The sequence below is a fragment of the Pseudomonas sp. LG1E9 genome (assembly GCF_003290225.1).
GTDB classification, from domain to species: domain Bacteria; phylum Pseudomonadota; class Gammaproteobacteria; order Pseudomonadales; family Pseudomonadaceae; genus Aquipseudomonas; species Aquipseudomonas cyclaminis.
This window is the reverse complement of record NZ_CP029983.1, coordinates 1,777,417-1,803,078: the sequence shown is the minus strand read 5'-3', so window position 1 is coordinate 1,803,078 and position 25,662 is coordinate 1,777,417. Positions and strand designations below refer to the sequence as shown.

Below are 25,662 nucleotides of genomic sequence, written 5' to 3'. Positions count from 1 at the left end.
ATCTGCGGTGTCCTGACAATTGCGGGCAAGAATGTTAGCTTGCTTGGCATTCTTCCGTAGTCGATGAGCCCGCCTGCCATGAAAAAGACTGTCCTCGCCTTCAGCCGCGTCACCCCGCCAATGATCGAACGCCTGCAACAGGATTTCGAGGTGATCGCGCCCAACCCCAAGCTGGGTGACATCAATGCGCAATTCAACGAAGCCCTGCCCCACGCCCACGGCCTGATTGGCGTGGGTCGCAAGCTGGGCCGTGCGCAGCTCGAAGGCGCGAGCAAGCTGGAGGTGGTGTCCAGCGTGTCGGTGGGCTACGACAACTACGACGTGCCGTACTTCAACGAGCGCGGGATCATGCTGACCAACACCCCCGACGTGCTCACCGAAAGTACCGCCGACCTGGCCTTCGCCCTGCTGATGAGCAGCGCACGCCGGGTAGCCGAACTGGACGCCTGGACCAAGGCCGGCCAGTGGAAAGCCAGCGTTGGCGCCCCCTTGTTTGGCTGCGATGTGCACGGCAAGACCCTGGGCATCGTCGGCATGGGCAATATCGGCGCGGCCGTGGCTCGTCGCGGGCGCCTGGGCTTCAACATGCCGATCCTGTATAGCGGCAACAGCCGCAAGCTTGAACTTGAACAAGCGCTGGGCGCACAGTGGCGCAGCCTGGACCAGTTGCTGGCCGAGGCGGATTTCGTCTGCCTGGTGGTGCCGCTCAGCGACAAGACCCGTCACCTGATCAGCACCCGCGAGCTGGGGCTGATGAAATCCAGCGCGATCCTGATCAACATCTCCCGTGGCCCGGTGGTGGACGAGCCGGCGCTGATCCAGGCCTTGCAGAACCAGACCATTCGGGGCGCCGGGCTGGATGTGTACGAGCAAGAGCCACTGGCGCAATCTCCGTTGTTCCAGTTGAGCAATGCGGTGACCCTGCCGCACATCGGCTCGGCGACCCACGAGACCCGCGAAGCCATGGCCAACCGGGCCCTGGACAACCTGCGCAGCGCGCTGCTGGGCCAGCGCCCACAGGATCTGGTGAACCCACAGGTGTGGAAGGGCTAAGACAGTAGGCACGAACGGTGGCGAGGGAGCTTGCTCCCGCTCGGCTGCGAAGCGGCCCCAAAAGCCTGGGAGCGCTGCGCACTCCAGCGCGAGCAACAACAAGCAAGGCGCCTACAGTTTTCTGTGTTCACGTCGATAACCTTCCATAGAAGATCGTCATCCCTGATCCACAGAAGGTTTTTATGTCCACCACCAAAGCCCGCGCAGACTCCCTCTCGCTTCTGCTCTTTACCTTGCGCAGCGGCAAGCTGATGGCCATCAACCTGCTGAAAGTCAGCGAAATCATTCCTTGCCCGCCGCTGACCAAGCTGCCGGAGTCGCACCCTAACGTCAAAGGCATCGCCACCCTGCGCGGTGCCTCGCTGTCGGTCATCGACCTGAGCCGCGCCTTGGGTGAACGCCCTCTGGAAGATCCAGACGGCGGCTGCCTCATCGTCACCGACGTGAGCCGCTCCAAACAGGGCCTGCATGTGCAGGCCGTGAGCAAGATCGTGCACTGCCTGACGACTGACATCCGCCCACCGCCCTACGGCTCCGGCGGCAACCGTGCATTCATCACTGGGGTGACTCAGGTGGAAGGCGGCCTGGTGCAGGTGCTGGATATCGAAAAAGTCATCCACGGCATCGCGCCGGCACCGATTGAAGCGGCGCCGACCGACCTGACCATGGAAGAAGCCGAAGTGCTCGGCAATGCGCGAATCCTGGTGGTGGATGACAGCCAGGTCGCCCTGCAGCAGTCCGTGCATACCCTGCGCAACCTCGGCCTGACCTGCCACACGGCGCGCAGTGCCAAGGAAGCCATCGATGTACTGCTGGAGCTGCAAGGCACTGCCGCGCAGATCAATGTGGTGGTTTCGGATATCGAGATGTCCGAAATGGACGGTTACGCCCTCACCCGCACGCTGCGTGAAACGCCGGACTTCCAGCACCTCTACATATTGCTGCACACGTCCCTGGACAGCGCGATGAACAGTGAAAAGGCGCGCCTGGCCGGTGCCAATGCGGTACTGACCAAGTTCTCCTCCCCTGAGCTGACCAAATGCCTGGTGGTGGCCGCGCAAACCGTGGCGCAACAGGGCCTGTAATCGATGGCGGCGTATTACCAACTGCTGCGCCGCGACCTCACCGGCGGCCTGCCCGCGCCACAATGGCCGGCAGGGACCGTGCTGGACCACTACCGTGCCGATCTGGCGCCGGCGATTCACGCCGTACTGAGCATGACCCAGGAGCAGGGCGGCGGCCGTGTCGCCAGCCTGGATGAATGGCGACAACAGTTCGTCACTGATGCCGAATTCGACCCCTCGCTGTGCCTGGTCGCCAGCAACGCCGACGGTATTCTCGGCGTGGCCCAGTGCTGGACCAGCGCCTTTATCAAGAATCTCTCCATACATCCGTGCGCCCAAGGCCAGGGGCTGGGCCGCGCGTTGTTGCTGCACACTTTCCAGGTGTTCAAGCAACGCGGCGAACCCTATGTGGACCTCAAGGTGCTGGAGAGCAACCTGCGCGCCCGGCATCTGTATGAAAGCGCAGGCATGGTGTTTGTACTGCGGGATGTCGTCGCAGAGGACTGACAGGCGCTGGCGCATAACTTGCTTCCAGACTGCCATACCGGTGCAAAGAGGTAAAAACCCGTCACCGTGATTGCGTGCCCTCTGACCTAGCCTGGTAACAGATCCGCCATGAACACTCATTTTTCCTGCGTTGGTTGCGGTAAATGCTGCAGCGACCATCACGTCCCCCTGACCCTTGCCGAAGCCCGTATGTGGGCGGCGGACGGCGGTAACGTCATTGTTCTGGTAGAGGGATTCCTCGGTAACGGACTGGGCCTGCCCCCACTGCAACGCGAGCACGCCGAGCGCCGTTCGGTGGTGGTGCCCAGCGGCAGCACCGAAGCGTTTGTGGCCATTACCTTTGCCGCCTATAACGCCGGGCGCTGCCGGAATCTTGACGAAGACAACCTGTGCCGCATCTATGAGCGTCGCCCATTGGTGTGCCGCATCTACCCGATGGAGATCAACCCACATATCCCGCTCAACCCTGCCGCCAAGGATTGCCCGCCGGAATCATGGGAGCAGGGCCCCGAGCTGATCGTCGGCGGCGAACTGGTGGACCCGGAACTCGCGATACTGATCCAGCGTTCGCGCCAGGCCGACCGCGACGATGTGCAGACCAAGGAAGCGGTGTGCGCCTTGCTGGGCATTCGCACCACGGCGCTCAAGGGTGATGGGTTTACCGCGTACTTGCCGGACATGGGCGCATTTGCCCAGGCGATCGAGTTGGCGGTTGAGCAGCCGCCCGTGGCCAATGAATGGGTGTTTCATGTATCCGGGCTGGACATCGCCGAGCAGATACTCGATGCAGGGGCGCAGATTGCCACGCAGGTGCCGGCCAATTATGCGTTTATCTCGTTGCGGGCTGCGTAGGCCTTATTGGCCATCATGACGCAGCGGGAGCAGCGTCCAGTCGGTAGGATTGAATGATCCGCTGGTACTCACCACTCTGCTTCAACTGTTCGAGGGCGCAGTTAAGCTCCTGGCGCAATGCGGTGTCGGGCTTACGCACGGCAATCGCTACACCATCGCCGAGCAGCGGCGCCGAAATGGGTGGGCCGAGGAAGTCAAAATCCCGGCCTTCGTCGGTGTCGAGCAAGGCTTCACGGATTTCTACGGTGCCTTGCAAGGTTGCGTCGATTTCGCCGGCCACCAGACTGCGCACCAGATCGTCATTGAGCCAGAAGCTCTTGATGATGACGCCCCGGCGCGCCCACTTCGTCCGGGCAAAGGCTTCACGGTTGCTCCCCAGCAATACGCCGATCCGCTTGCCCTTGAGCGACCTTACTTGGGGCAGCAGGCCGGATGTGCTGCGGCCCACCAGGCGTGTGGTAAAGGGGTAGAGGTGATCGGTGAAGCTGACCGAACGCCGCCGCTCCAGCGTAGGTGCCATCCCCATGATTGCATCGAATTTTCTGGCTTCGAGGGCGGGAAAGTCTTCGACAAGCACCTGATCGACCCAGACGCAACGTGCATTCAACTGCACGCACAGGGCATTGCCCAGCTCGATGTTCAAGCCCACCAACTGCCCTTGCGGGTTACGGCTCTGGAAGGGTGGGAATTGCGCAGCAACCCCAAAACGGATTTCGCGACGCGGTTGATCAGCGGCCGCGAGCGCATCAGCCGAAAGCAACAGGGCAAACATGACACAGATGTGTATCAGGGCCACGGGAAACGTCCTTTTCCGGAAAGACCAGCGCCGCCCTGTTCCCCCTTGAATCACGGGGACAGAGCAAAGGCGGTGCAAGCTTTCAAGAAAGGGCCGTAGACCTGCAATCAGAAATATCAGCGGAGGCTGTAGGCAACAGTCGACACGACGTGCAACGGGTTAATCTCAGCGTTTACCCATCGAACGACGAGTGCCCGGTGGTGCCATGCCCGGTGACTTGGTGTGGCCATTCTTGGCGCCGTTTTTGTACCAAGGCTGGGCGGCATTCTTGGCCCCGGCCAGCTCACCCGGCTTGAACGGAAACTTGAACGCCGGGATCTCGGCTTTTTCAACGCTTTCGGCGCTGGCCGGATCGACGATGTCGGTCGCTTCAACAGAGGGTTGTGTCGGGGAAGTCATGGAAGCTCCGGAGCGTGCAAAAAATGATGCGGGGCCGGCTTGCGGGCCACAGTGGCGCGCAGTATACCTGCGCGCCTCAGATCTTTAACCACCGCCTGTACGAATGGTCGGAGTTTGCTGACAGCGCTGTCAGTTAGCAGTCACCGTGCTGACCGGGTTGAAGGGCTATAAAGACCGCTCACTCTCCCCATCCTTTGCCCCCGGCGCCTCACCCATGCAGATTCAACGAAAAACCGCCCTGATTGTGGGTGTCCTCGTGGTCGCGGCGATTGCAGCCTGGGCGCTGACCCGGCCGGCCAAGGCCAAGCTGGCAGTACCGAGCGCAATCCCGGTACGGGTGGTGAGCGTGGCGCAACAGGATATCCCGCGATTTGTCAGCGGCATCGGCACGGTGTTATCGCTGCACAGCGTGGTGATTCGCCCGCAAGTCGACGGCATTCTCACCCAATTGCTGGTCAAGGAAGGCCAACGGGTCAAGGCCGGCGACCTGCTGGCGACCATCGATGACCGCTCGATCCGCGCCAGCCTCGACCAGGCCAAGGCGCAACTGGGCGAGAGCCAGGCGCAATTGCAGGTGGCCTTGGTCAACCTCAAGCGCTACAAGGAATTGAGCGTCGACGACGGCGTGTCCAAGCAGACCTATGACCAGCAACAAGCCTTGGTCAACCAACTCAAAGCCACCGTCCAAGGCAACCAGGCCGCCATCGATTCGGCCCAGGTACAGCTTTCCTACACCCAGATCCGCTCTCCCGTCAGTGGCCGCGTGGGTATTCGTAATGTGGACGCAGGTAATTTCCTGCGCACCAGCGATACGCAGGGCTTGTTCTCCGTGACCCAGATCGACCCGATTGCCGTTGAGTTCTCGCTGCCGCAACAGATGCTGCCGACCCTGCAAGGCTTGATCGCTGCAACCACCCCGGCCAGCGTCGACGCCTACCTGGGCGCCGACACCGACGGCCAGACCGGTGACTTGCTCGGTGAAGGCCATTTGAGCCTGATCGACAACCAGATCAGCTCCACCACCGGCACCCTGCGCGTCAAGGCCGAGTTCAACAACGCCTCCCAGCGCCTGTGGCCGGGGCAATTGGTGACCATCAAGATCCAGGTCGCCCTCGACAAAAACGCCCTGGTGGTGCCGCCAACCGTAGTGCAACGCGGCCTGGACTCGCACTTCGTGTACCGGCTCAACGGCGACAAGGTTGAGGTGGTGCCGGTGCAAGTCACCTACCAAAACAGCGATGTGAACATCATCAAGGGTGTGCAGGCCGGTGATGTGCTGGTCAGCGATGGCCAGTCGCGGCTCAAGGCCGGTGCCCAGGTGGACGTGCTCAAGGAGCCGCCGCAGGTGATCCAGACCGTCGATGCCAAGGTGCAGCCATGACCGGTAGCCGTTCGCCGTCAGCCTGGTGCGTCGACCACCCGGTCGCCACGCTGTTGCTGACCTTCGCCCTGGTGCTGCTCGGGATGATTGCCTTCCCGCGCCTGGCCATCGCCCCACTGCCGGAGGCGGAATTTCCGACGATCCAGGTCACCGCGCAATTGCCCGGCGCCAGCCCGGACACCATGGCCTCATCGGTGGCTACGCCGCTGGAAGTGCAATTCAGCGCCATCCCCGGCATGACCCAGATGACCTCCAGCAGTGCCTTGGGCTCAAGCCTGCTGACCCTGCAATTCACCCTCGACAAGAGCATCGACACTGCCGCCCAGGAAGTGCAGGCGGCGATCAACACGGCGTCGGGCAAGCTGCCCAGCGATATGCCGAGCCTGCCGACCTGGAAGAAGGTCAACCCGGCGGACAGCCCGGTGCTGATCCTCAGCGTCAGCTCCGCCAGCATGCCCAGCACCGAGCTGAGCGACTACGTGGAAACCCTGCTGGCGCGGCAGATCAGCCAGATCGACGGCGTCGGCCAGATCAACATCACCGGCCAGCAACGCCCGGCGATCCGCGTGCAGGCCTCGCCCGACAAACTCGCCGCCATCGGCCTGACCTTGGCCGATGTGCGCCTGGCGATCCAGCAATCGAGCCTCAACCTGGCCAAGGGCGCGATCTACGGGGAGAACAGCGTGTCGACTCTGTCGACCAACGACCAGTTGTTCCACCCGGAGGATTACGCCCAACTGATCGTGTCCTACAAGGACGGTGCACCGGTTCAACTGAGCGATATCGCCAAAGTCATCAACGGTTCGGAAAACGCCTACGTGCAAGCGTGGTCCGGGGATACGCCCGGCGTGAACCTGGTGATCTCGCGCCAGCCCGGCGCGAACATCGTCGAGACCGTGGACCGCATCCAGGCCGAACTGCCGCGCCTGCAAGGCATGCTGCCGGCGTCGGTGCAGGTCAGTGTGCTGACCGACCGCACCAAGACCATCCGTGCCTCGCTGCATGAAGTGGAAGTGACGCTGCTGATCGCGATCCTGCTGGTGGTAGCAGTGATGGCGCTGTTCCTGCGCCAACTGTCGGCGACGCTGATCGTGTCCAGCGTGCTGGGTGTGTCGCTGGTCGCCAGTTTTGCGCTGATGTACCTGATGGGGTTCAGCCTGAACAACCTGACCCTGGTGGCGATTGTGATCAGCGTGGGCTTCGTGGTGGACGACGCCATCGTGGTGGTGGAGAACATCCACCGCCATCTGGAAGCAGGCCTCGACAAACGCGCAGCGGCGATCAAGGGCGCGGGCGAGATTGGCTTTACGGTGGTGTCCATCAGCTTCTCGCTGGTGGCGGCGTTTATTCCGCTGCTGTTCATGGGCGGCGTAGTCGGGCGGCTGTTCAAGGAGTTCGCCCTGACGGCGACCTCGACCATCCTGATTTCAGTGGTGGTGTCCTTGACCCTCGCGCCAACCCTGGCCGCGCTGTTCATGCGCGCCCCGACCCACCCTGCCCACGGCAAACCCGGTTTCAGCGAACGCCTGCTCGCCGGCTACGCGCGCAACCTGCGCCGCGCACTGGCCCATCAACGCACCATGGCGGCAATTTTCGTGGTGACCCTGGCCCTGGCGGTTGTCGGTTATGTGTTTATTCCCAAGGGCTTCTTTCCGGTGCAGGACACCGGCTTTGTGCTCGGCACCAGCGAAGCCGCAGCCGATGTGTCGTACCCGGACATGGTCGCCAAGCACAAGGCCCTGGCCGAGATCGTCAAGGATGACCCGGCGGTACTGGCGTTTTCCCATTCGGTGGGCGTGACGGGCAGCAACCAGACCATCGCCAACGGCCGCTTCTGGATTGCGCTGAAGGATCGGGGTGATCGTGATGTCTCCGCCAGCCAGTTCATCGACCGCATCCGCCCGAAACTGGCCAAGGTGCCGGGCATCGTGCTGTACCTGCGCGCCGGCCAGGACATCAACCTCAGCTCCGGCCCCAGCCGTGCCCAGTACCAATACGTGCTCAAGAGCAACGACGGCCCGACGCTCAACACCTGGACCCAGCGCCTCACCGAAAAACTGCGCGCCAACCCGGCGTTTCGCGACCTGTCCAACGACCTGCAACTGGGCGGCAGCATTACCCACATCAGCATCGACCGTCAGGCCGCCGCGCGCTTTGGCCTGACCGCCACCGATGTCGACCAGGCGCTGTATGACGCCTTCGGCCAGCGCCAGATCAACGAGTTCCAGACCGAGATCAACCAGTACCAGGTGGTACTGGAGCTGGACAGCCAACAACGGGGCAAGGCCGAGAGCCTGAACTACTTCTACCTGCGCTCACCGTTGACCAACGAGATGGTGCCGCTGTCGGCGCTGGCCAAGGTTGACCCACCCACGGTGGGGCCGTTGTCCATCAGCCATGACGGCATGTTCCCGGCCGCCAACCTGTCGTTCAACCTGGCGCCCGGCGTGGCATTGGGTGATGCGGTGATCATGCTCAACCAGGCCAAGAATGAAATCGGCATGCCGGCGACCCTCATCGGCAATTTCCAGGGCGCGGCCCAGGCGTTCCAGAGCTCGCTGGCCAGCCAGCCGTGGCTGATCCTTGCGGCGCTGGTGGCGGTCTACATCATTCTGGGGGTGCTGTATGAGAGCTTCGTGCACCCGCTGACGATTATTTCCACCTTGCCTTCGGCCGGTTTGGGCGCGTTGATCATGCTGTGGTTGATGGGCCAGGACTTTTCGATCATGGCCCTGATCGGCCTGGTGCTGCTGATCGGCATTGTGAAGAAAAACGGCATCCTGATGATCGACTTCGCCCTGGAAGCCCAGCGCGTGCGTGGCTTGCCGCCGCAAGAAGCGATCTACGAAGCCTGCGTGACGCGGTTCCGCCCGATCATCATGACCACCCTCGCCGCCCTGCTCGGCGCAATGCCGCTGATGCTCGGCAGCGGCCCCGGCGCAGAAATGCGCCAGCCGCTGGGGATCGCCGTGGTCGGCGGCCTGCTGGTGAGCCAGGCGCTGACGCTGTTCACCACGCCGGTCATATACTTGTACCTTGAGCGATTTTTCCACCGGCCCAAACCAGCTGCCGAGCTGGCGACCACATATTGAGGCGGGTCATGCGCGTACTGATTGTTGAAGATGAAGAAAAAACCGCCGACTACCTGCATCGCGGCCTGACGGAACAGGGCTACACCGTCGACGTGGCCCGCGAAGGTGTCGAGGGACTGCACCTGGCGCTGGAGAACGATTACGCAGTGATCGTGCTCGACGTGATGTTGCCCGGTCTCGACGGCTTTGGTGTGCTGCGCGCCTTGCGTGCACGCAAGCAGACGCCGGTGATCATGCTCACCGCCCGCGAGCGCGTGGAAGACCGCATTCGCGGGCTGCGCGAAGGCGCCGATGATTACCTGGGCAAGCCGTTTTCATTCCTCGAACTGGTGGCGCGCCTGCAAGCCCTGACCCGGCGTAGCGGCGGCCATGAGCCGGTGCAGGTCACCGTCGCCGACCTGTGGATCGACCTGATCAGCCGCAAGGCCAGCCGCAATGGCGTGCGTCTGGATCTGACCGCCAAGGAGTTCTCGCTGCTCAGCGTGCTGGCGCGGCGCCAGGGTGAAATCCTGTCCAAGACGGCGATTGCGGAGATGGTCTGGGACATCAATTTTGACAGCGACGCCAACGTGGTCGAGGTCGCGATCAAGCGCCTGCGCGCCAAGCTGGATGGGCCGTTCGACCACAAACTGCTGCACACCATTCGCGGCATGGGTTACGTGCTGGAGAACCGCAGTGTCGTCTAATTCCATCGCCCTGCGCCTGAGCGGCATGTTCACCCTGGTGGCGCTGCTGATCTTTGTGTTGATCGGCGGAGCGCTGTACCAGCAGGTCGACCGCAGTCTCGGTTTATTGCCGGGCGCAGAGCTGGATGCGCGCTACAGCGTGCTGGAGTCTTCGATCAACCGCTTCGGGACGCCGGATCATTGGCTGAAGATCAGGGCCAAACTCAAACTCTTGAGTGAGGAAGACAAGCGCATCCGCTTCTGGGTGGTCAGCAGTGATCCGAGCTACGAATACGGTGAGCCGGATGCGCAGATCCGCGCCTTCGCCGAGGGCCCCAGCGGCAAGCGCGATTTACACCTGCCTGGCCATTCTCCTCCGTTCAAAGTGCTGGTGAGCCAGTTTCCCGCCAAGGACCAACGCCCGCCGTTGCGCTTCATGATTGCCATCGACACCGAGAATTTCCGCGCCACCCAGCATCACTTGCTGGTGGCACTGATCAGCCTGGCGCTGGTGGGCGTGGTGCTGGCTGCGCTGCTGGGGTTCTGGGTGTCGCGCATTGGTCTCAAGCCCCTGGGCAAACTCTCGGATGAAGCGCGCAAACTTGCGCCGCCCAAACTCTCCGGACGGCTGCAACTGGCGCCATTGCCGCCGGAACTCAAGCAATTCGTCAATTCCTTCAACTCCACCCTCGACCGGGTTGAGCAGGCCTACTCGCGACTGGAGTCCTTCAATGCCGACGTGGCCCATGAACTGCGCTCGCCGCTGACCAACCTGATTGGGCAGACCCAAGTGGCGCTGACCCGAGGGCGCTCGGCCGAGCATTATCTGGAAGTGCTGGAGTCGAACCTGGAGGAGCTGGAACGCTTGCGTTCGATCATCAACGACATGCTCTTCCTCGCCAGCGCCGACCAGGGCAGCAAGGCTACCAAGCTGATCGAAAGCTCCCTGGCCGATGAAGTGGCCACCACCCTCGACTATCTGGATTTCATTCTCGAAGACGCCCAAGTGCGGGTTCAGGTGCACGGTGACGCGCAGGTACAGATCGAAAAAGCCCACCTGCGCCGGGCGCTGATCAACCTGTTGAGCAACGCGGTGCAGCACACGGCGCCGGGGCGGGTCATTGAGGTGAATATCGGCGTGCAGGAGCAGTTTGTGGCGATTGGGGTGACCAACCCGGGTGATGAGATCGCCAGTGAGCATCTGCCGCGGTTGTTTGAGCGGTTTTATCGGGTGGACGCGTCGCGCAGTAACAGCGGGGCGAATCATGGGTTGGGATTGGCGATTGTCAAGGCGATTGCGCTGATGCACGGGGGGGATGTGTTTGTGCGTAGCGAGGGAGGTGGGAATACGTTTGGGATTACGCTGCCCGTTTAGGCTGAGGTTGTGTACATATCCGTTGTTTGGGTAACGGCGCGTATTGGTTCCGCCCTTACGGCGGGTCACTTTGGAAAAGCCCCAAAGTAACCAAAGGGCTCTTGCCCCAACACTCGGCACCTCGCTTAGGCTCGGTGTGCCCTCACTCCGGCTTGAATCCGTGGGCCGCCGCGATGGGCCATCCTTGGCCCAGCGCGGCTAACCCGGCGTCCTGCCGGGTTACCCACGGATTCAAGCCTGCGTTCGGCCAGCGTGTTTTACGGGGCGCCTAAGATCAAGATCACAATCAAAAGCGCAGATCAAAAGAGCGCTGACTTCGTCAGCGAAAAGGATGTAAGGGCCAAATCAAAAGCAGAGCAGTTTCGCTCTTGATCTAACCACTCAGGTCGGCTACCAGGCCGCCGTGCTCTGCTTTTGATTTTGATTTTGATCTGAGATCGCCCCGTCAACCACGATGGCCGGAATCCGATATTGATTTGGGGGGTAAACCGGCAGGGATGCCGGTTTAGCCGCCCTGCGCCATGGATGGCGCGTGGCGGCGGCCCCCCAAATCAATGTCGGATTACGGGCATGCCGAGCCTAGGCGAGGCACCGAGTGGTGGGGCGAGGACCTTTTGGTGGACTTTTGGGTCCCTCCAAAAGTGACCCGCTGTAAGAGCGGAACCCTAAGCCGCCGTTACCGCAGCAACGGATATGTACACCACCAAACTGTTGCGATTTGGGCAACAGTCATTCTCTTGTTACACTCTGTATCACACCGCCCGCCTGCGTTAATTTGACGCATCGACGAGCGCTACGGCAAAGACACCTACCCGCTTACCCGAATTTCCCTCGACTTATTTCCAGGGCTCTACACTGGGAATCTGTCTTAAAGCCGCTGATATCAGCGGCTTTTTTTTGCCGTAAAAAAGGCCAGGCACACCCCCACGACATTGGCCGTTTTCGATTGACCAAAGGAGCTTTACCGGTGAAGAACTCGCTGACGCTGACCCCGTTATTCCTCGCGATTGCAGCAACTATCGTCCCCCTTGCCCACGCGGCAGACACTCCCCCCACTGAAGGTTTCATCGAGGGCTCGCACCTCAACATCAACACCCGCAACTACTACATGAACCGCGACCGGCGCGACACTCATACCGATGACAGCAAGGAGTGGGGCCAGGGCTTCCTCGGTACGTTCGAATCCGGCTACACCCAAGGCACCGTCGGCTTCGGCCTGGATGCCCACGCCATGCTCGGCCTCAAGCTCGACGGCGGTGGCGGCACTGACGGTTCCAGCATTCTTCCCTACGGCAGCACTGACGGCAGCGGCAAAGCGCCCGGATCGTTCTCCACGGCCGGTGGCACGTTGAAGGTGCGCGCCTTTGATACCGAGCTGAAAGCCGGTGACCTGTTCCTCAACAACCCGGTCATCGCGGGCGGCCAGACCCGCATGCTGCCGCAGACGTTCCGAGGCGTGAGCCTGAACAACCACAGCTTCGACGGCTGGATGTTCGAAGGCGGCCAGGCCAGTTTCACCAAGCTCTACAACCAGAGCGGTCACCGTCGCATCGGCACCAGCTACGGCGCTTTGCCGAGCAACACCGACAGCCAGCATATGAACTGGGCCGGTGTGTCGTTCAGCGGTATTCCCGGCCTGACCAGCAACCTGTACGCCTCCGAACTCAAGGACGTGTGGCACCAGTACTACTACGACCTGGACTACACCTACGCACTCAATGACCTGGTCAGCCTCAACCCGGGCCTGCACTACTACCACACCCAGGACACCGGCCGGTCGTTGCTGGGGGATATCGACAACAACACCTACAGCCTGCATTTCACCGTGGGCGTGGGGAACCACAGCGTCACCGCCGCCTACCAGCGTGTAAACGGCAACACGCCATTCGACTACATCGCCCAGGGCGACAGCGTGTACCTGGACAACTCCCAGCAATACTCGGACTTCAACGGCCCCAACGAGCGCTCGTGGAAGCTCAAGTACGCCTATGACTTCGCAGGCTGGGGCCTGCCCGGCCTGACCTCGGCCGTGTCCTACATCAGCGGCAAGACCGACCTGACCCAGGTCGACCCGCAAAGCCGTGGCTACAGCGCCTGGTACAGCGCCGATGGCAAAGACGCCAAGCATTGGGAGCGGGACATCGACGTGAAATACGTGGTGCAGGGCGGCAAGGCCAAGGACCTGGCAATGCGCTTTCAATGGGCGACCAACCGCGGCAGTAACGGCTACTCGGCGGTGGACCGGGATGTGGATGAGTACCGGGTGATTGTCGACTACCCCATCAACGTCTTCTGACCTGCTGATCTTTCTTTCCAACTCAGCATTTATTTTTCATCGGGTAGAACTAAACTGCCAGCATTCACACCGCTGAAGTCTGCCCGATGAGTCAACGTCCTGCTCGTACCTCGCCTGCACATCCGGAGTTGTTTTTGATTCTGGGCAGCGGCCTCACCGTCGCCCTGATTGTAATTATCGTCGCGGCGTTGCTGATCCGTGAACACGCCAGCACCCTGCAGGCGGCCAAGCGCTCGACCACCAACATTGCCCAACTGATCAATGCCGATGTGCTGCGCAACGTCGAGTTGTACGACCTGGCGCTCAAAGGCTTGATCGCAGCCAAGCAACGCGAAGACCTGACGCTGGTGGATGTGAATATCCAGCACCTGGTGCAGTTTGACCTGTCCACGGCGGCGCCTTTCAAGGGCGAGGTCCTGTTGTTGGACGCGGAGGGCGCAGTCACTGCAGACTCATCAACCTTGCACCCCAGCCCGCGTAACTTTGCCGACCGCGACTATTTCCAGGTACATGCACAGGACGCCCAGGCCGGCTTGTTCATCAGTCGACCGTTCAAGATCCATTGCGATTGCGACCAGGTCTGGCGCATGGCATTCAGTCGACGCGTGTCAGGGCCCAACGGAGAGTTCGCCGGCGTTGCGGTGGCGACTATGCGCCTGGCGTATTTCGACCAGTTGTTCAGCACCCTGACCATCGGCAACGGCAGCAGCGTCAACCTGATCAACAAAAAAGGCATTCTGCTGGCCCAGCAGCCGCTGCTCGAACGCGACATGATCGATAAGGACCTGAGCGAACGACCGAATTTCAAACGCATGCTGCTCGAAGGCAGTGGCAGCTTCCAGGCGATCTCTGCCATCAGCGGCAAGGAGCGCCTGTACACCTTTACCAACGTCGGAGAGCTGCCATTGATCGTGGTGGTGGCCCTGTCCAGCCAAGACGTGTTCGCCCCTTGGAAACGCGCGGCGCTACTGACCGGCGGCGCCACCGGCATCCTGTGTATAGGCCTGTTGTGGCTGGCCTGGATGCTGCGTCGTGAACTGCGGCGCCGCTACCGCGCGGAGCGGGTGCTGTCAGAACTGGCAGCCACTGACGCCCTCACCGGGCTGCCCAACCGCCGCATCCTCGATGAGCGCCTGCGCCTGGAGTGGGACCGCGCCCAACGTTCAACAGAGTCGCTGACGCTGCTGATGATCGACGTGGACCACTTCAAGGCGTTCAACGATCGCCATGGCCATCAGGGCGGTGATGAGGCGCTGCGCACGGTGGCCCAAGTGATCGGCAACAACATCCGTCGCCCTGCCGACCTGGCGGCGCGATATGGCGGCGAGGAGTTTGCGGTGGTGCTGCCGCATACCGATGCCAAAGGTGCCTGGGTGATCGCCGAGCACATCCGCAGCAGTGTCGAGCATTTGCCACGGGTGGCGGGGAGCGAACGGCCGATTACCGTGAGCATTGGCATGAGTACTTGGGATAAACGCAGCCGCATGTCCCTGGAGGCGTTACTGCTGAGTGCGGACCAGGCGCTGTATGAGGCCAAGCACAGTGGGCGTAACCGGATTGTGGATGCCACCACCTTCTAATTGTTAATCAAATCCAATGTGGGAGGGGGGCAAGTCCCCTCCCACATTTGGATTTCCAGTGTTCTGAAGGTTTTTCACATAAAAAAAAGGCCACCCGAAGGCAGCCTTTAAAAACTAAAGAAAGAGAGTTGTTACTTACACCGCCGCAACGGGACGCATGTAAGAGATCGGTGCGGTGCTGGCATCTTCGAAGGTCACGACTTCCCAAGCGTCTGTCTGCTCAATCAACTTGCGCAGCAGCTGGTTGTTAAGGGCGTGGCCCGACTTGAAGCCTTTGAACTCGCCTATCAGGCTATTGCCCAGCAGGTAGAGGTCACCGATTGCATCGAGGATCTTGTGCTTCACGAATTCGTCTTCGTAGCGAAGGCCGTCTTCGTTCAGTACACCATCCGCGTCGACCACGATGGCGTTTTCAACGCTGCCGCCGAGTGCGAGGTTGTGCTTGCGCAGGTACTCGATGTCACTCATGAAACCAAAAGTACGGGCGCGGCTGACTTCTTTTACGAACGAAGTGCTGGAAAAATCCACGCTTGCACTTTGGGTGCGGTCACGGAATACCGGGTGATCGAAATCGATCTCAAAGCTCACTTTAAAGCCTTCGAACGGGACGAAGGTGGCGCGCTTGTCGCCGTCTTCTACTGTCACTTCCCGCAGAATGCGTATGAACTTCTTGGCTGCGTCCTGTTCTTCCAGGCCGGCAGATTGAATCAGGAATACGAAGGGTCCAGCGCTGCCATCCATGATAGGGACTTCGGACGCGGAGAGCTCGACGTAGGCGTTATCGATGCCCAGGCCAGCCATGGCCGAGAGCAAGTGCTCCACCGTGTCCACTTTGACGTCACCGTTGACCAGTGTGGTCGACATCGTGGTTTCGCCAACGTTTTCCGCGCGAGCAGGAATCTGCACCACAGGGTCCAGGTCGGCACGAACAAACACGATGCCGGTGTCGACAGGTGCAGGTTTGAGGGTCAGGTATACCTTCTCCCCGGAGTGCAGACCTACACCTGTGGCACGGATAATATTCTTCAGGGTGCGTTGTTTAATCATGGCTTGGACCGCTTGAGCGCAAATTGCGAACTGGTATCAACAAAGGCTGGCGATAATAGCAGACCAGACCTTTGCTGAACACCAATCACCTTCATAGCCCTGATACATTCCATCAATCGGCCTGACGACGCAGGAATGCCGGGATGTCCAGGTAGTCCAGGTCATCTTGCGGATTCGGGCTACGGGACGCCGCAGCACCGGCCTGAGCCTGGTTGCGCATCACGGTCGGACGGTCCAGGTCACGGTAGTTCACCGACGGCATTTCCGGGCGCACAGGCGCTGGAGCTGCAGCCGACTGGCTGGCGTGGCTGGTATGGACGGTGTTGTCGATGACCTTGACAGGTTTCTCGATCTTCGCGCCCAAGCCGGTAGCAACCACAGTCACGTGCAGTTCGTCGCGCATGTCTGGATCGATAACGGTACCGACTTTGACCATCGCGTGCTCGGAAGCGAAGGCTTCGATGATGCTACCCACGTCGGAGTACTCACCCAGGGACAGGTCAGGACCGGCGGTGATGTTCACCAGGATGCCGCGTGCACCTTGCAGGTTCACGTCTTCCAGCAGCGGGTTGCGGATGGCCGCTTCAGTGGCTTCGCGCGCACGGTTCGGACCGCTGGCGCAGCCAGTGCCCATCATCGCCATGCCCATTTCGCTCATGACAGTACGTACGTCGGCAAAGTCGACGTTGATCATGCCTGGGCGCTTGATGATGTCGGAGATACCGCGAACGGCACCGGCCAGCACATCGTCAGCCTTGGCGAACGCGGACAGCAGGCTTGCGTCCTTGCCCAGGATGGTCAGCAGCTTCTCGTTGGGAATGGTGATCAACGAGTCGACGCTTTCAGACAGCAGACGGATGCCTTCGTCGGCGATCTGCATACGCTTGCGACCTTCGAACGGGAACGGACGGGTCACGACTGCGACCGTCAGAATGCCCATTTCCTTGGCCACTTCGGCAATGATCGGCGCTGCACCGGTACCGGTACCGCCGCCCATGCCGGTGGTGATGAACACCATGTTGGTGCCTTGCAGCACTTCGGCAATACGCTCGCGGTCTTCCAGGGCGGCTTGACGGCCGACTTCCGGGTTGGCGCCAGCGCCGAGGCCTTTGGTCACGGCTGTGCCCAATTGCAGGATGGTCCGCGCGCCAATGCTTTTCAGCGCCTGGGCATCAGTGTTGGCGCAGATGAATTCAACGCCTTCAATGTTGCTCTTGACCATATGGTTGACAGCGTTGCCGCCGCCACCGCCGACACCGATCACTTTGATGACCGGGCTGGCGGGGATGTTGTCTACGAGTTCGAACATGTTCCCTCTCCTTTCGTTATCTCTAGTTTTTTCGCCTACTGCTTCTTTCTGTGTTGCGGTGTAGCGGTAAATCTTTAGAAATTGCCTTTTACCCAAGCCTGCAACCGCTCGAACAACGGCGCCTTGGCCTCGTCGTCACTGCGATAGCTGTCACGGATGCTCGGGCCCGACAGGGAAATGCCGTCGGTCTGCTTTTGCAGTCCGTACAACAGCAAGCCCACACCGGTGGAATAAATCGGGTTGCGCACTACGTCGCCCAGGCCTTTGACACCATGGGGCACGCCCAGGCGAACCGGCATGTGGAAGATTTCCTCGGCCAGTTCGACCGCGCCTTCCATCTTCGAGGTGCCACCGGTCAGCACGATGCCGGCCGGGATCAAATCTTCGTAGCCACTGCGGCGCAGTTCAGCCTGAATCAGGGTGAACAGCTCGTCGTAGCGCGGCTCGACCACTTCGGCCAAGGCCTGGCGCGACAGTTCGCGCGGTGGACGGTCGCCCACGCTCGGCACCTTGATGGTCTCGCCGGCACCGGCCAGCTTGGCCAGGGCGCAGGCGTAGCGGATCTTGATTTCTTCGGCGTACTGGGTCGGTGTACGCAACGCCATGGCGATGTCGTTGGTGACCTGGTCGCCCGCAATCGGGATCACGGCGGTGTGACGGATTGCACCCTCGGTGAAGATCGCGATGTCAGTGGTGCCGCCGCCGATGTCCACCAGGCACACGCCCAGTTCCTTTTCGTCGTCGGTCAGTACCGAATACGCGGAAGCAAGCTGCTCCAGAATAATGTCGTCGATTTCCAGACCGCAGCGGCGCACGCATTTTTCAATGTTCTGTGCAGCGTTTACGGCGCAGGTCACCACGTGGACCTTGGCCTCCAGACGCACGCCCGACATGCCCAGGGGCTCGCGAACGCCTTCCTGGTTATCGATCACGTAATCCTGCGGCAAGGTGTGCAGCACGCGCTGGTCAGCCGGGATCGCCACGGCTTGGGCGGCGTCAAGGACGCGCTCAAGGTCGGCGGCGCTGACTTCGCGGTCGCGGATCGCCACGATGCCGTGGGAGTTCAGGCTGCGGATATGGTTGCCGGCCACGCCGACGAACGCCGAGTGAATCCGGCAACCGGCCATCAGCTGCGCTTCTTCGATAGCACGCTGGATCGACTGCACGGTGGACTCGATGTTCACCACCACGCCCTTCTTCAGGCCCCGGGACGGATGCGTGCCAATACCGACGATCTCGATCACGCCGTCTTCCCCGACCTCGCCCACCAGCGCCACCACCTTGGAGGTGCCGATATCGAGACCGACGATCATTTTGCCGCTTTGCACGTTTGCCATGGGTCCTGCCTCTTCTTAATTCTTCGCGACAGCGGGTTGCGCTGCCGTGGGCGCAGCCGGTTCACGCCAGCCGACGGCAAGGCCGTTGGCGTAACGCAGGTCGACGCTCGCAATGTTCGTAATCTGTTCTTTCAAGGTCTTGTCGTAGATGGCAATGAAGCGGCGCATCTTCTCCACCAAGCGGTCGCGTCCCAGCAACAACTGGATGCCCGGGCCGGAACTGCCTGCCCCGGTCGTCAAAAACCAGCTACCCCGTTCACGCAGTTCCAGGCGTGCAATGGAGAAGCCCATCGGCCGCAGCATCTGGCTCAAGGCCTGGTACTGCTGCATGACTTGCTGCTGCGCCCGCTGCGGCCCGAACAACTGCGGCAGGTGCTCGTAGTTGGCCAACTCACGCGGGGTGAACGCCTGCCCCTGGTTGTTCAACAGCGCCTCTTCACCCCAGCGGGCCACGGGCAGTTGTTCTTCCAGGCGGATCGTCACCTGGTCCGGCCAGACACGGCGGACTTCGGCGTGGGCGATCCACGGCATCTGTTCCAGCTCTGCGCGCATACCGGCCAGGTCGATGGTGAAGAAGCTCGCGGCCAGGTACGGGCCGATGCGCTGCTGCACCGCTTGCTGGCTGATGTAGCTCAAATCGCCCTGCACGCTGATCTTGGTGATCGGCCGGTCGGCATACGGCAACAGCCGCTGCGCGCCCTCATACGTGCCGAAGCCCAACACCACCAGCAACACCGGCCAGAACAACGCCTTGAGGAAACCAAAGTTGGCTTTCGGCAGGCGCGCCGACATCGGCTCTTTAGCCACCATTCGGCTGGCACCCCGTGGCACCGGCTTGCGGCTCGGTGCTTGTGGGGGCTGATGACGAAGCGATGCGCCTTTCATGTCCTTAGCCTCTTGGCTCAATGCTGTCGGCCAGGATCGCCAGCACCAACTGCTGGAAGTCCAAACCGGCCGCACGGGCTGCCATAGGTACCAGGCTGTGGTCGGTCATGCCCGGTGCGGTGTTGACTTCCAGGAACCAGAAATTCCCCTGGTCATCCTGCATCACGTCTGCCCGCGCCCAACCGGCGATACCCAGCGCCTCACAGGCTTTCGCCGTGAGGTCCATCAATTCCTGTTCTTTGTTTGCATCAAGGCCACATGGGATCCGGTACTGGGTATCGGAAGCCAGGTACTTGGCGTCATAGTCGTAAAAGGTGTGGGGCGTGCCCAATGCGATAGGCGGCAATACCTGGCCACGCAGGGTGGCGATGGTGTACTCGGGACCCTGGATCCACTGTTCCACCAACACTTGCGAATCGTAGGTACTTGCCGCTTTCCATGCGTCGATCAATTCAGCGGCCGAGTTCACTTTAGCCATGCCGATACTGGAGCCTTCATGGGCAGGTTTGACGATCAAAGGCAGGCCCAGTTCCTTGGCTGCAGAAATACAATCGTCTTCGCTGCACAGAACACTGTGACGCGGGGTTGGAATGCCCAGGCTGTGCCACACCTGCTTGGTCCGCAACTTGTCCATCGCCAGTGCCGACGCGAGAATGCCGCTGCCGGTGTAAGGGATGCCAGCGCATTCCAACAAGCCTTGCATGCTGCCGTCTTCACCGCCACGGCCGTGCAGGATGATGAAGGCACGGTCGATCTTCTCGGCCTGCAAGCGGGCGAGGAAGTCATCGCCCACGTCGATACCGAAGGCGTTTACGCCGGCGCTTTGCAGCGCTTCAAGCACGGCATTGCCGGACTTGAGCGACACTTCGCGCTCGGCGCTCTTGCCGCCGAACAACACGGCCACACGGCCGAAATCGGCAGGCGCGATAGTGGAGAACAGGGAGTCGTAGTTCGTGATCATTTCGACTTCCCCTTCGCGGCGGCAAACAGCGGGCTCGCCAGCAATTTAGGGGCAAGGCCACCAATGTCACCGGCACCCTGGCACAGCAAAATGTCACCGGCCCGCAGCAGCGGCTTGACGATCGGTGCCAGGTCCACACCACGTTCGATGTAGATCGGGTCCAACTGGCCACGCTGACGAATGCTGTTGCACAGCTTGCGGCTGTCGGCGCCCGGAATCGGCTCTTCACCGGCCGGGTACACCTCCATCAGCAACAGCACGTTGGCATCGGCCAATACATTGACGAAGTCGTCGTACAGGTCGCGGGTGCGGCTGTAGCGGTGCGGCTGGTAGACCATCACCAGACGGCGCTCCGGCCAGCCACCGCGGACGGCCTTGATCACCGCCGCCACTTCGGTCGGGTGGTGACCGTAGTCGTCCACCAGCATCACGTCGCCACCTTCTACCGGCAACTGGCCGTAGACCTGGAAACGACGGCCCACACCGGCAAAGCGCGACAGGCCTTCGACGATGGCTTCATCGCTGACACCTTCATCGGAGGCGATGCAGATGGTCGCCAGGGAGTTCAAGACGTTGTGGTTGCCCGGCATGTTCACCGACACATCCAGCGGCTCACGCTCGGGACGCAGCACGGTGAAGAAGGTTTGCATGCCTTCCTGGCGCACATTGATTGCGCGCACGTCGGCGTCTTCGCTGAAGCCGTAGGTCACGGTCGGACGCTTGACCAGCGGCAGGATTTCGCGCACGACCGGATCGTCCAGGCACACCACGGCCAGCCCATAGAACGGCAGGTTGTGCAGGAACTCGACGAAGGTTTTCTTCAACTTGTTGAAGTCGCCGTCGTAGGTCGCCATGTGGTCTTCGTCGATGTTGGTCACGACGGCCACCAGCGGTTGCAAGTGCAGGAAGCTCGCGTCGCTTTCATCGGCTTCGGCGATCAGGTAGCGGCTGGTGCCGAGCTGGGCATTGGTGCCCGCTGCATTCAGGCGGCCACCGATGACGAACGTCGGGTCCAGGCCACCGGCGGCGAACACCGAGGCGATCAGGCTGGTGGTGGTGGTTTTGCCATGGGTACCGGCGACGGCAATGCCGTGGCGGTAGCGCATCAGCTCAGCGAGCATCTCGGCGCGTGGCACCACAGGAATACGGCGCTCCAGGGCGGTGGCTACTTCCGGGTTGGAAGTGTTCACAGCGCTGGATACGACGAGCACGTCGGCCTCGGCGGCGTTCTCGGCGCGGTGGCCGATGAAAATCTGTGCGCCAAACGACTTCAGGCGGTCGGTGACCGGCGACTCTTTCAAGTCTGAACCGGACACCTGGTAGCCCAGGTTCAGCAGCACTTCGGCAATGCCGCACATGCCCACGCCGCCGATGCCGACGAAGTGGATACGACGGATGCGGCGCATCTCGGGTTGCGGCATGGCTTTCTGATTCTCAACCATGGGCCACCTCCAGGCAGATATCGACCACGGTGCGGGTTGCGTCAGGTTTGGCCAGGCGGCTTGCGGTGCTCGCCATGTTGTTGAGTCGTTCCGGTTGCATCAAAACCTCGGTCAGGCGTGCGGCCAAATCGGCGGCGCCAGTCGTTCTTTGCGGCAGCAGGAAGGCAGCGCCCTCCCCGGCCAAATATTCGGCGTTGCGGGTCTGGTGATCGTCGATGGCGTGGGGCAAAGGCACCAGCAAGGACGGCAGACCGGCGGCGGCCAGTTCACTGACGGTCAGCGCACCAGCGCGGCAGACCACCAGGTCGGCCCAGCCATAGGCTTGGGCCATGTCTTTGATGAAGGGCTGTACATTCGCCTCGACACCGGCCTCGCGATAACGTGTGGCGGTGACTTCATCGTGGTTCTTGCCGGCCTGATGGAAGATCTCCGGGCGCAATTCCACAGGGAGTTGCGCCACCGCTTCCGGCAGCAATTTGTTCAACGGCTCCGCGCCCAGGCTTCCACCGAGGATCAGCAGGTGCGCCTTGCGCCCTGCCAGTGCATTGCGGGCGATATCCATAAACAGCTCGGTACGCACCGGGTTGCCGGTGGTACGGCGTTTATCCGACGCGCTGAAGGTGTTGGGAAAAGCTTCACACACCCGCGCCGCCAACGGCACCAGCAGGCGGTTGGCGGTACCGGCGACGGCGTTCTGCTCGTGCACGATCACCGGCACGCCGGCGAGCCTGGCCGCGACGCCGCCAGGGCCCGTCACATAACCGCCAAACCCAAGCACACACACCGGCTGCAATTCACGAATGACCTTGCGCGCCTGCCACACCGCCTTGAGCAACACGAACGGCGCCTTGAGCAGGGACAACTTGCCCTTGCCACGCAAGCCGGTGACGTTGATCAGATGCAACGGCAAGCCGGCACCCGGTACCAGTTCGTTTTCGATGCCACGGGGCGTTCCCAACCAGTGCACGGTGTAGCCACGGTTCTGGAATTCACGCGCACAGGCCAGGGCCGGGAACACATGGCCCCCGGTGCCACCCGCCATGATCAGCACATTAGCGCCCATGGGTCGGCTCCTCGGCGAAGTCGCTTTCGCTGAACTCCATCTCTTCACTGCCCAGGTGGGTTCGACTCTCCCACTCGATACGCAGCAACAAGCCCAGGCAGGCGCAGCAAATCACCAGGGAACTGCCGCCGTAACTGAGGAACGGCAAGGTCAGGCCCTTGGTCGGCAGCAGGCCGACGTTCACACCGATGTTGATCAGGAACTGGCCGATCCACAGGAACGACAAGCCGTACGCCACATAGGCGGCGAAATACTGTTTGGCCTTCTCGGCCCACAAGCCGATGTACATGCCGCGTACACACACGAACACGAACAGCGCGACGGTGCACAGCGAGCCGACCACACCCAGCTCTTCGGCGAGTACCGAGAACACGAAGTCGGTGTGGGCTTCCGGCAGGTAGAACTGCTTCTGCACGCTGTTGCCCAGGCCTACGCCCAGCCACTCACCGCGACCGAAGGCGATCAACGCCTGGGTCAACTGATAACCGGAACCGAACTGGTCGGACCACGGGTCGGTAAAGGTGATCAGACGTGCCATACGGTAGGGTTGCGCCTGCACCAGGATGGTCACGGCGGCCACGGCCAGTACCACCATCAAACTGAAGCGGAACAGGCCCACGCCACCGAGGAATAGCATCGCCGCTGCGGCCCCCATCATTACGACGGTGGCGCCAAAGTCGGGCTCCATCAGCAACAGGCCGGCCATGGGCAGCAGCACGATGAATGGCTTGAAGAAGCCCATCCAGCTTTCGCGCACTTCCTTCTGGCGACGCACCAGGTAACCGGCGAGGTAGATCACCACGAACACCTTGGCGATTTCCGAGGGTTGCACGTTGAACGCACCGAAGCCGATCCAGCGCATCGAGCCGTTCACCTCGCGGCCGATGCCGGGCAGGATCACCATGATCAGCAAGCCGAACGCGCCGATCAGCATCAACCAGCCCAGGCGTTGCCAGGTGGCGATGGGGATCATCATGGTCACGATGCACGCACCCAGACCGATGATCAGGTACACAAGGTGACGGATCATCATGTACAGGGTGTTGCCCGACTGCACGGCAGCCACTTCGGACGACGCCGAGGTGATCATGACCAGGCCCAGGCCCAGCAGCGCAAGGCAACCGGCGAGCATCGGAAAATCGAGGTCGATGCCGCGCCCGGTGATGATCGGCGACGGGTATGGCTTGATGATGTTTCTGAAATCAATGCTCATGCCAAGCCCTCCACGGCGCGGGCGAACAACTGGCCGCGCTCTTCGTAGTTCTTGAACATGTCGAAACTGGCGCACGCCGGTGACAACAGCACGGCATCGCCTGCCTGGGCGAGGGCTTTGCACTGGGCAATGGCGTCGTCCAGGGAAGTGGCGCGCACTTGCGGGACGGCGTCACCGAGAGCGGCGGCGATTTTGTCGGCGTCGCGGCCGATCAGCACCACGGCACGGCAATGGGCGGCGACGGGGGCTTTGAGATCCTTGAACTCGGCACCTTTGCCATCCCCACCGGCGATCAATACCAGCTTGCCCTCGATATCAGCGCCAAGGCCCTCGATGGCAGCCAATGCGGCACCCACGTTGGTGGCCTTGGAGTCGTTGTAATAACTGACGCCGTCCAGGTCGCGCACCCACTGGCAACGATGTTCGAGGCCGCCAAAAGTGCGCAGGCTCGACAGCATGGCGTCGAATGGCAGGCCAACCGCATGGCCGAGGGCCAATGCCGCCAGGGCATTGGATTGGTTATGGGCGCCACGGACTTTCAGCTCGCGCACCGGCATCAGGTTCTGGAATTCGAAGGCCAGGTATTTCTCGCCATTCTCTTCGCGAATACCAAAGGCCTTGAAGTCGGGTTTGCCCAGGCCGAAGGTCCAGCACGGCATGCCCTCGCCCATCAGCGGACGGCTCAGGGCATCCTGGCGGTTGACCACAAATTGCCTGGCGCCGCGGAAGATCCGGTGCTTGGCCAAGTGGTACGCCGGCAGGCCACTGTAGCGATCCATGTGGTCTTCGCTGACGTTGAGCACAGTGGCCACTTCGGCGCCGAGGTCGTGAGTGGTTTCCAGCTGGAAGCTCGACAGCTCCATCACGTACAGCTCGACGTCGTCGCTGAGCAAATCCAGGGCTGGCGTGCCAAGGTTGCCGCCCACGGCCACGCGCTTGCCGGCCGCAATGGCCATCTCGCCGACCAGGGTGGTCACGGTGCTCTTCGCGTTGGAACCGCTGATGGCCACGATCGGCGCCTTCGCGTTACGCGCGAACAGGTCGATATCGCCGGACAGCTTCACGCCACGCGCCGCTGCCGCTTGCAGGGCCGGGGTCGCCAGGGCCAGGCCGGGGCTCACGTAGAGCTCATCGGCGCGGCACAGAAACTCGACATCCAGCTCGCCACAACGCACTTCCACGTGCGGGTAGTCACGGCGCAGCGTGACCAGCTCCGGTGGATTTTCCCGCGTATCGGCCACGGCAAACGACGTGCCCCGGTTCGCCAGGAAGCGAACCAGGGACATGCCGCTCTTGCCGAGGCCGACAACGATGCGGAAGTGGTCTGAAGCGATCAGGGACACTC

21 protein-coding genes are annotated in these 25,662 nt (G+C 61.6%); 10 read left to right on the top strand and 11 right to left on the bottom strand.

What is annotated here, in order from left to right; translation table 11 throughout:
* Positions 1–78: 78 nt before the first annotated feature.
* The 4 genes from DNK50_RS08460 (at position 79) to DNK50_RS08445 (ending at position 3,476) form a co-directional block, all read left to right on the top strand.
* A complete protein-coding gene (locus DNK50_RS08460; protein WP_112193542.1) occupies positions 79–1,053 on the top strand; it encodes a D-glycerate dehydrogenase in 975 nt (324 codons plus the stop codon).
* Between the two features lie 182 nt (positions 1,054–1,235).
* Positions 1,236–2,138 (top strand): chemotaxis protein CheV, encoded by a 903-nt coding sequence (locus DNK50_RS08455; RefSeq protein WP_099584928.1) that lies wholly within the window; start codon positions 1,236–1,238, stop codon positions 2,136–2,138.
* A 3-nt stretch (positions 2,139–2,141) separates the two neighbouring features.
* Positions 2,142–2,624, top strand: coding sequence for an N-acetyltransferase (locus tag DNK50_RS08450; protein WP_112193540.1), 483 nt, complete (start codon positions 2,142–2,144; stop codon positions 2,622–2,624).
* 108 nt (positions 2,625–2,732) lie between these two features.
* A complete protein-coding gene (locus DNK50_RS08445) occupies positions 2,733–3,476 on the top strand; it encodes a YkgJ family cysteine cluster protein (RefSeq protein WP_112193538.1) in 744 nt (247 codons plus the stop codon).
* A 13-nt stretch (positions 3,477–3,489) separates the two neighbouring features.
* On the opposite strand, the gene DNK50_RS08440 is transcribed toward DNK50_RS08445, so the two are convergent.
* A complete protein-coding gene (locus DNK50_RS08440) occupies positions 3,490–4,272 on the bottom strand; it encodes a transporter substrate-binding domain-containing protein (RefSeq protein ID WP_099584925.1) in 783 nt (260 codons plus the stop codon).
* Between the two features lie 165 nt (positions 4,273–4,437).
* Entirely contained in the window at positions 4,438–4,671 is a 234-nt protein-coding gene (locus tag DNK50_RS08435) for a hypothetical protein (RefSeq protein ID WP_099584924.1), read from the bottom strand.
* A 214-nt stretch (positions 4,672–4,885) separates the two neighbouring features.
* Here DNK50_RS08435 and DNK50_RS08430 point away from each other — a divergent pair, with 214 nt between their 5' ends.
* From DNK50_RS08430 to DNK50_RS08400, 6 genes are all read left to right on the top strand, one after another.
* Positions 4,886–6,052: an efflux RND transporter periplasmic adaptor subunit gene (locus DNK50_RS08430; RefSeq protein ID WP_112193536.1), complete on the top strand. Its 1,167-nt coding sequence runs from the start codon at positions 4,886–4,888 to the stop codon at positions 6,050–6,052.
* Positions 6,049–9,144, top strand: coding sequence for a multidrug efflux RND transporter permease subunit (locus DNK50_RS08425; protein WP_112193534.1), 3,096 nt, complete (start codon positions 6,049–6,051; stop codon positions 9,142–9,144). The genes DNK50_RS08430 and DNK50_RS08425 overlap by 4 nt, the downstream gene beginning before the upstream one ends.
* 8 nt (positions 9,145–9,152) lie before the next feature.
* Positions 9,153–9,830: a heavy metal response regulator transcription factor gene (locus DNK50_RS08420; RefSeq protein ID WP_099584921.1), complete on the top strand. Its 678-nt coding sequence runs from the start codon at positions 9,153–9,155 to the stop codon at positions 9,828–9,830.
* Positions 9,820–11,184 (top strand): heavy metal sensor histidine kinase, encoded by a 1,365-nt coding sequence (locus DNK50_RS08415; RefSeq protein ID WP_112193532.1) that lies wholly within the window; start codon positions 9,820–9,822, stop codon positions 11,182–11,184. The genes DNK50_RS08420 and DNK50_RS08415 overlap by 11 nt, the downstream gene beginning before the upstream one ends.
* Before the next feature lie 967 nt (positions 11,185–12,151).
* Complete coding sequence (locus tag DNK50_RS08405) at positions 12,152–13,480, top strand: OprD family porin (RefSeq protein WP_099584919.1); 1,329 nt, start codon at positions 12,152–12,154, stop codon at positions 13,478–13,480.
* 86 nt (positions 13,481–13,566) lie between these two features.
* Entirely contained in the window at positions 13,567–15,060 is a 1,494-nt protein-coding gene (locus tag DNK50_RS08400; RefSeq protein ID WP_112193530.1) for a sensor domain-containing diguanylate cyclase, read from the top strand.
* A 135-nt stretch (positions 15,061–15,195) separates the two neighbouring features.
* Here DNK50_RS08400 and lpxC read toward each other — a convergent pair whose 3' ends face one another.
* The 9 genes from lpxC to murD all read right to left on the bottom strand — a co-directional run bounded on the left by lpxC (position 15,196) and on the right by murD (position 25,660).
* Positions 15,196–16,107: a UDP-3-O-acyl-N-acetylglucosamine deacetylase gene (gene lpxC, locus DNK50_RS08395; RefSeq protein ID WP_003171886.1), complete on the bottom strand. Its 912-nt coding sequence runs from the start codon at positions 16,105–16,107 to the stop codon at positions 15,196–15,198.
* A gap of 112 nt (positions 16,108–16,219) precedes the next feature.
* Entirely contained in the window at positions 16,220–17,416 is a 1,197-nt protein-coding gene (gene ftsZ / locus DNK50_RS08390; RefSeq protein ID WP_099584917.1) for a cell division protein FtsZ, read from the bottom strand.
* Between the two features lie 74 nt (positions 17,417–17,490).
* Positions 17,491–18,753 (bottom strand): cell division protein FtsA, encoded by a 1,263-nt coding sequence (ftsA, locus tag DNK50_RS08385; RefSeq protein ID WP_017738691.1) that lies wholly within the window; start codon positions 18,751–18,753, stop codon positions 17,491–17,493.
* 15 nt (positions 18,754–18,768) lie between these two features.
* A complete protein-coding gene (locus DNK50_RS08380) occupies positions 18,769–19,638 on the bottom strand; it encodes a cell division protein FtsQ/DivIB (protein ID WP_099584916.1) in 870 nt (289 codons plus the stop codon).
* Positions 19,639–19,642: 4 nt separating this feature from the next.
* Positions 19,643–20,599: a D-alanine--D-alanine ligase gene (locus DNK50_RS08375; protein WP_112193528.1), complete on the bottom strand. Its 957-nt coding sequence runs from the start codon at positions 20,597–20,599 to the stop codon at positions 19,643–19,645.
* The gene (murC, locus tag DNK50_RS08370) at positions 20,596–22,041 is read right to left on the bottom strand and encodes a UDP-N-acetylmuramate--L-alanine ligase (protein ID WP_099584914.1); all 1,446 of its coding nucleotides are present in this window, start codon (positions 22,039–22,041) and stop codon (positions 20,596–20,598) included. The genes DNK50_RS08375 and murC overlap by 4 nt, the downstream gene beginning before the upstream one ends.
* Positions 22,034–23,104: an undecaprenyldiphospho-muramoylpentapeptide beta-N-acetylglucosaminyltransferase gene (gene murG / locus DNK50_RS08365; protein WP_112193527.1), complete on the bottom strand. Its 1,071-nt coding sequence runs from the start codon at positions 23,102–23,104 to the stop codon at positions 22,034–22,036. Before murG ends, murC begins: the two co-directional genes overlap by 8 nt.
* Positions 23,094–24,317: a putative lipid II flippase FtsW gene (gene ftsW / locus DNK50_RS08360; protein ID WP_065924256.1), complete on the bottom strand. Its 1,224-nt coding sequence runs from the start codon at positions 24,315–24,317 to the stop codon at positions 23,094–23,096. The genes murG and ftsW overlap by 11 nt, the downstream gene beginning before the upstream one ends.
* Complete coding sequence (murD, locus tag DNK50_RS08355; RefSeq protein WP_112193525.1) at positions 24,314–25,660, bottom strand: UDP-N-acetylmuramoyl-L-alanine--D-glutamate ligase; 1,347 nt, start codon at positions 25,658–25,660, stop codon at positions 24,314–24,316. The genes ftsW and murD overlap by 4 nt, the downstream gene beginning before the upstream one ends.
* Positions 25,661–25,662 lie beyond the last annotated feature (2 nt).

What these genes read in the sequence shown, in the direction of transcription:
- murC (WP_099584914.1), bottom strand. Translation starts at nt 22,041, where the DNA reads ATGGTTGAGAATCAGAAAGCCATGCCGCAACCCGAGATGCGCCGCATC.
- DNK50_RS08425 (WP_112193534.1), top strand. Translation starts at nt 6,049, where the DNA reads ATGACCGGTAGCCGTTCGCCGTCAGCCTGGTGCGTCGACCACCCGGTC.
- DNK50_RS08435 (WP_099584924.1), bottom strand. Translation starts at nt 4,671, where the DNA reads ATGACTTCCCCGACACAACCCTCTGTTGAAGCGACCGACATCGTCGAT.
- DNK50_RS08400 (WP_112193530.1), top strand. Translation starts at nt 13,567, where the DNA reads ATGAGTCAACGTCCTGCTCGTACCTCGCCTGCACATCCGGAGTTGTTT.
- ftsW (WP_065924256.1), bottom strand. Translation starts at nt 24,317, where the DNA reads ATGAGCATTGATTTCAGAAACATCATCAAGCCATACCCGTCGCCGATC.
- DNK50_RS08460 (WP_112193542.1), top strand. Translation starts at nt 79, where the DNA reads ATGAAAAAGACTGTCCTCGCCTTCAGCCGCGTCACCCCGCCAATGATC.
- DNK50_RS08380 (WP_099584916.1), bottom strand. Translation starts at nt 19,638, where the DNA reads ATGAAAGGCGCATCGCTTCGTCATCAGCCCCCACAAGCACCGAGCCGC.
- ftsZ (WP_099584917.1), bottom strand. Translation starts at nt 17,416, where the DNA reads ATGTTCGAACTCGTAGACAACATCCCCGCCAGCCCGGTCATCAAAGTG.
- DNK50_RS08375 (WP_112193528.1), bottom strand. Translation starts at nt 20,599, where the DNA reads ATGATCACGAACTACGACTCCCTGTTCTCCACTATCGCGCCTGCCGAT.
- ftsA (WP_017738691.1), bottom strand. Translation starts at nt 18,753, where the DNA reads ATGGCAAACGTGCAAAGCGGCAAAATGATCGTCGGTCTCGATATCGGC.
- DNK50_RS08445 (WP_112193538.1), top strand. Translation starts at nt 2,733, where the DNA reads ATGAACACTCATTTTTCCTGCGTTGGTTGCGGTAAATGCTGCAGCGAC.
- murG (WP_112193527.1), bottom strand. Translation starts at nt 23,104, where the DNA reads ATGGGCGCTAATGTGCTGATCATGGCGGGTGGCACCGGGGGCCATGTG.
- DNK50_RS08450 (WP_112193540.1), top strand. Translation starts at nt 2,142, where the DNA reads ATGGCGGCGTATTACCAACTGCTGCGCCGCGACCTCACCGGCGGCCTG.
- DNK50_RS08455 (WP_099584928.1), top strand. Translation starts at nt 1,236, where the DNA reads ATGTCCACCACCAAAGCCCGCGCAGACTCCCTCTCGCTTCTGCTCTTT.
- DNK50_RS08430 (WP_112193536.1), top strand. Translation starts at nt 4,886, where the DNA reads ATGCAGATTCAACGAAAAACCGCCCTGATTGTGGGTGTCCTCGTGGTC.
- lpxC (WP_003171886.1), bottom strand. Translation starts at nt 16,107, where the DNA reads ATGATTAAACAACGCACCCTGAAGAATATTATCCGTGCCACAGGTGTA.
- DNK50_RS08420 (WP_099584921.1), top strand. Translation starts at nt 9,153, where the DNA reads ATGCGCGTACTGATTGTTGAAGATGAAGAAAAAACCGCCGACTACCTG.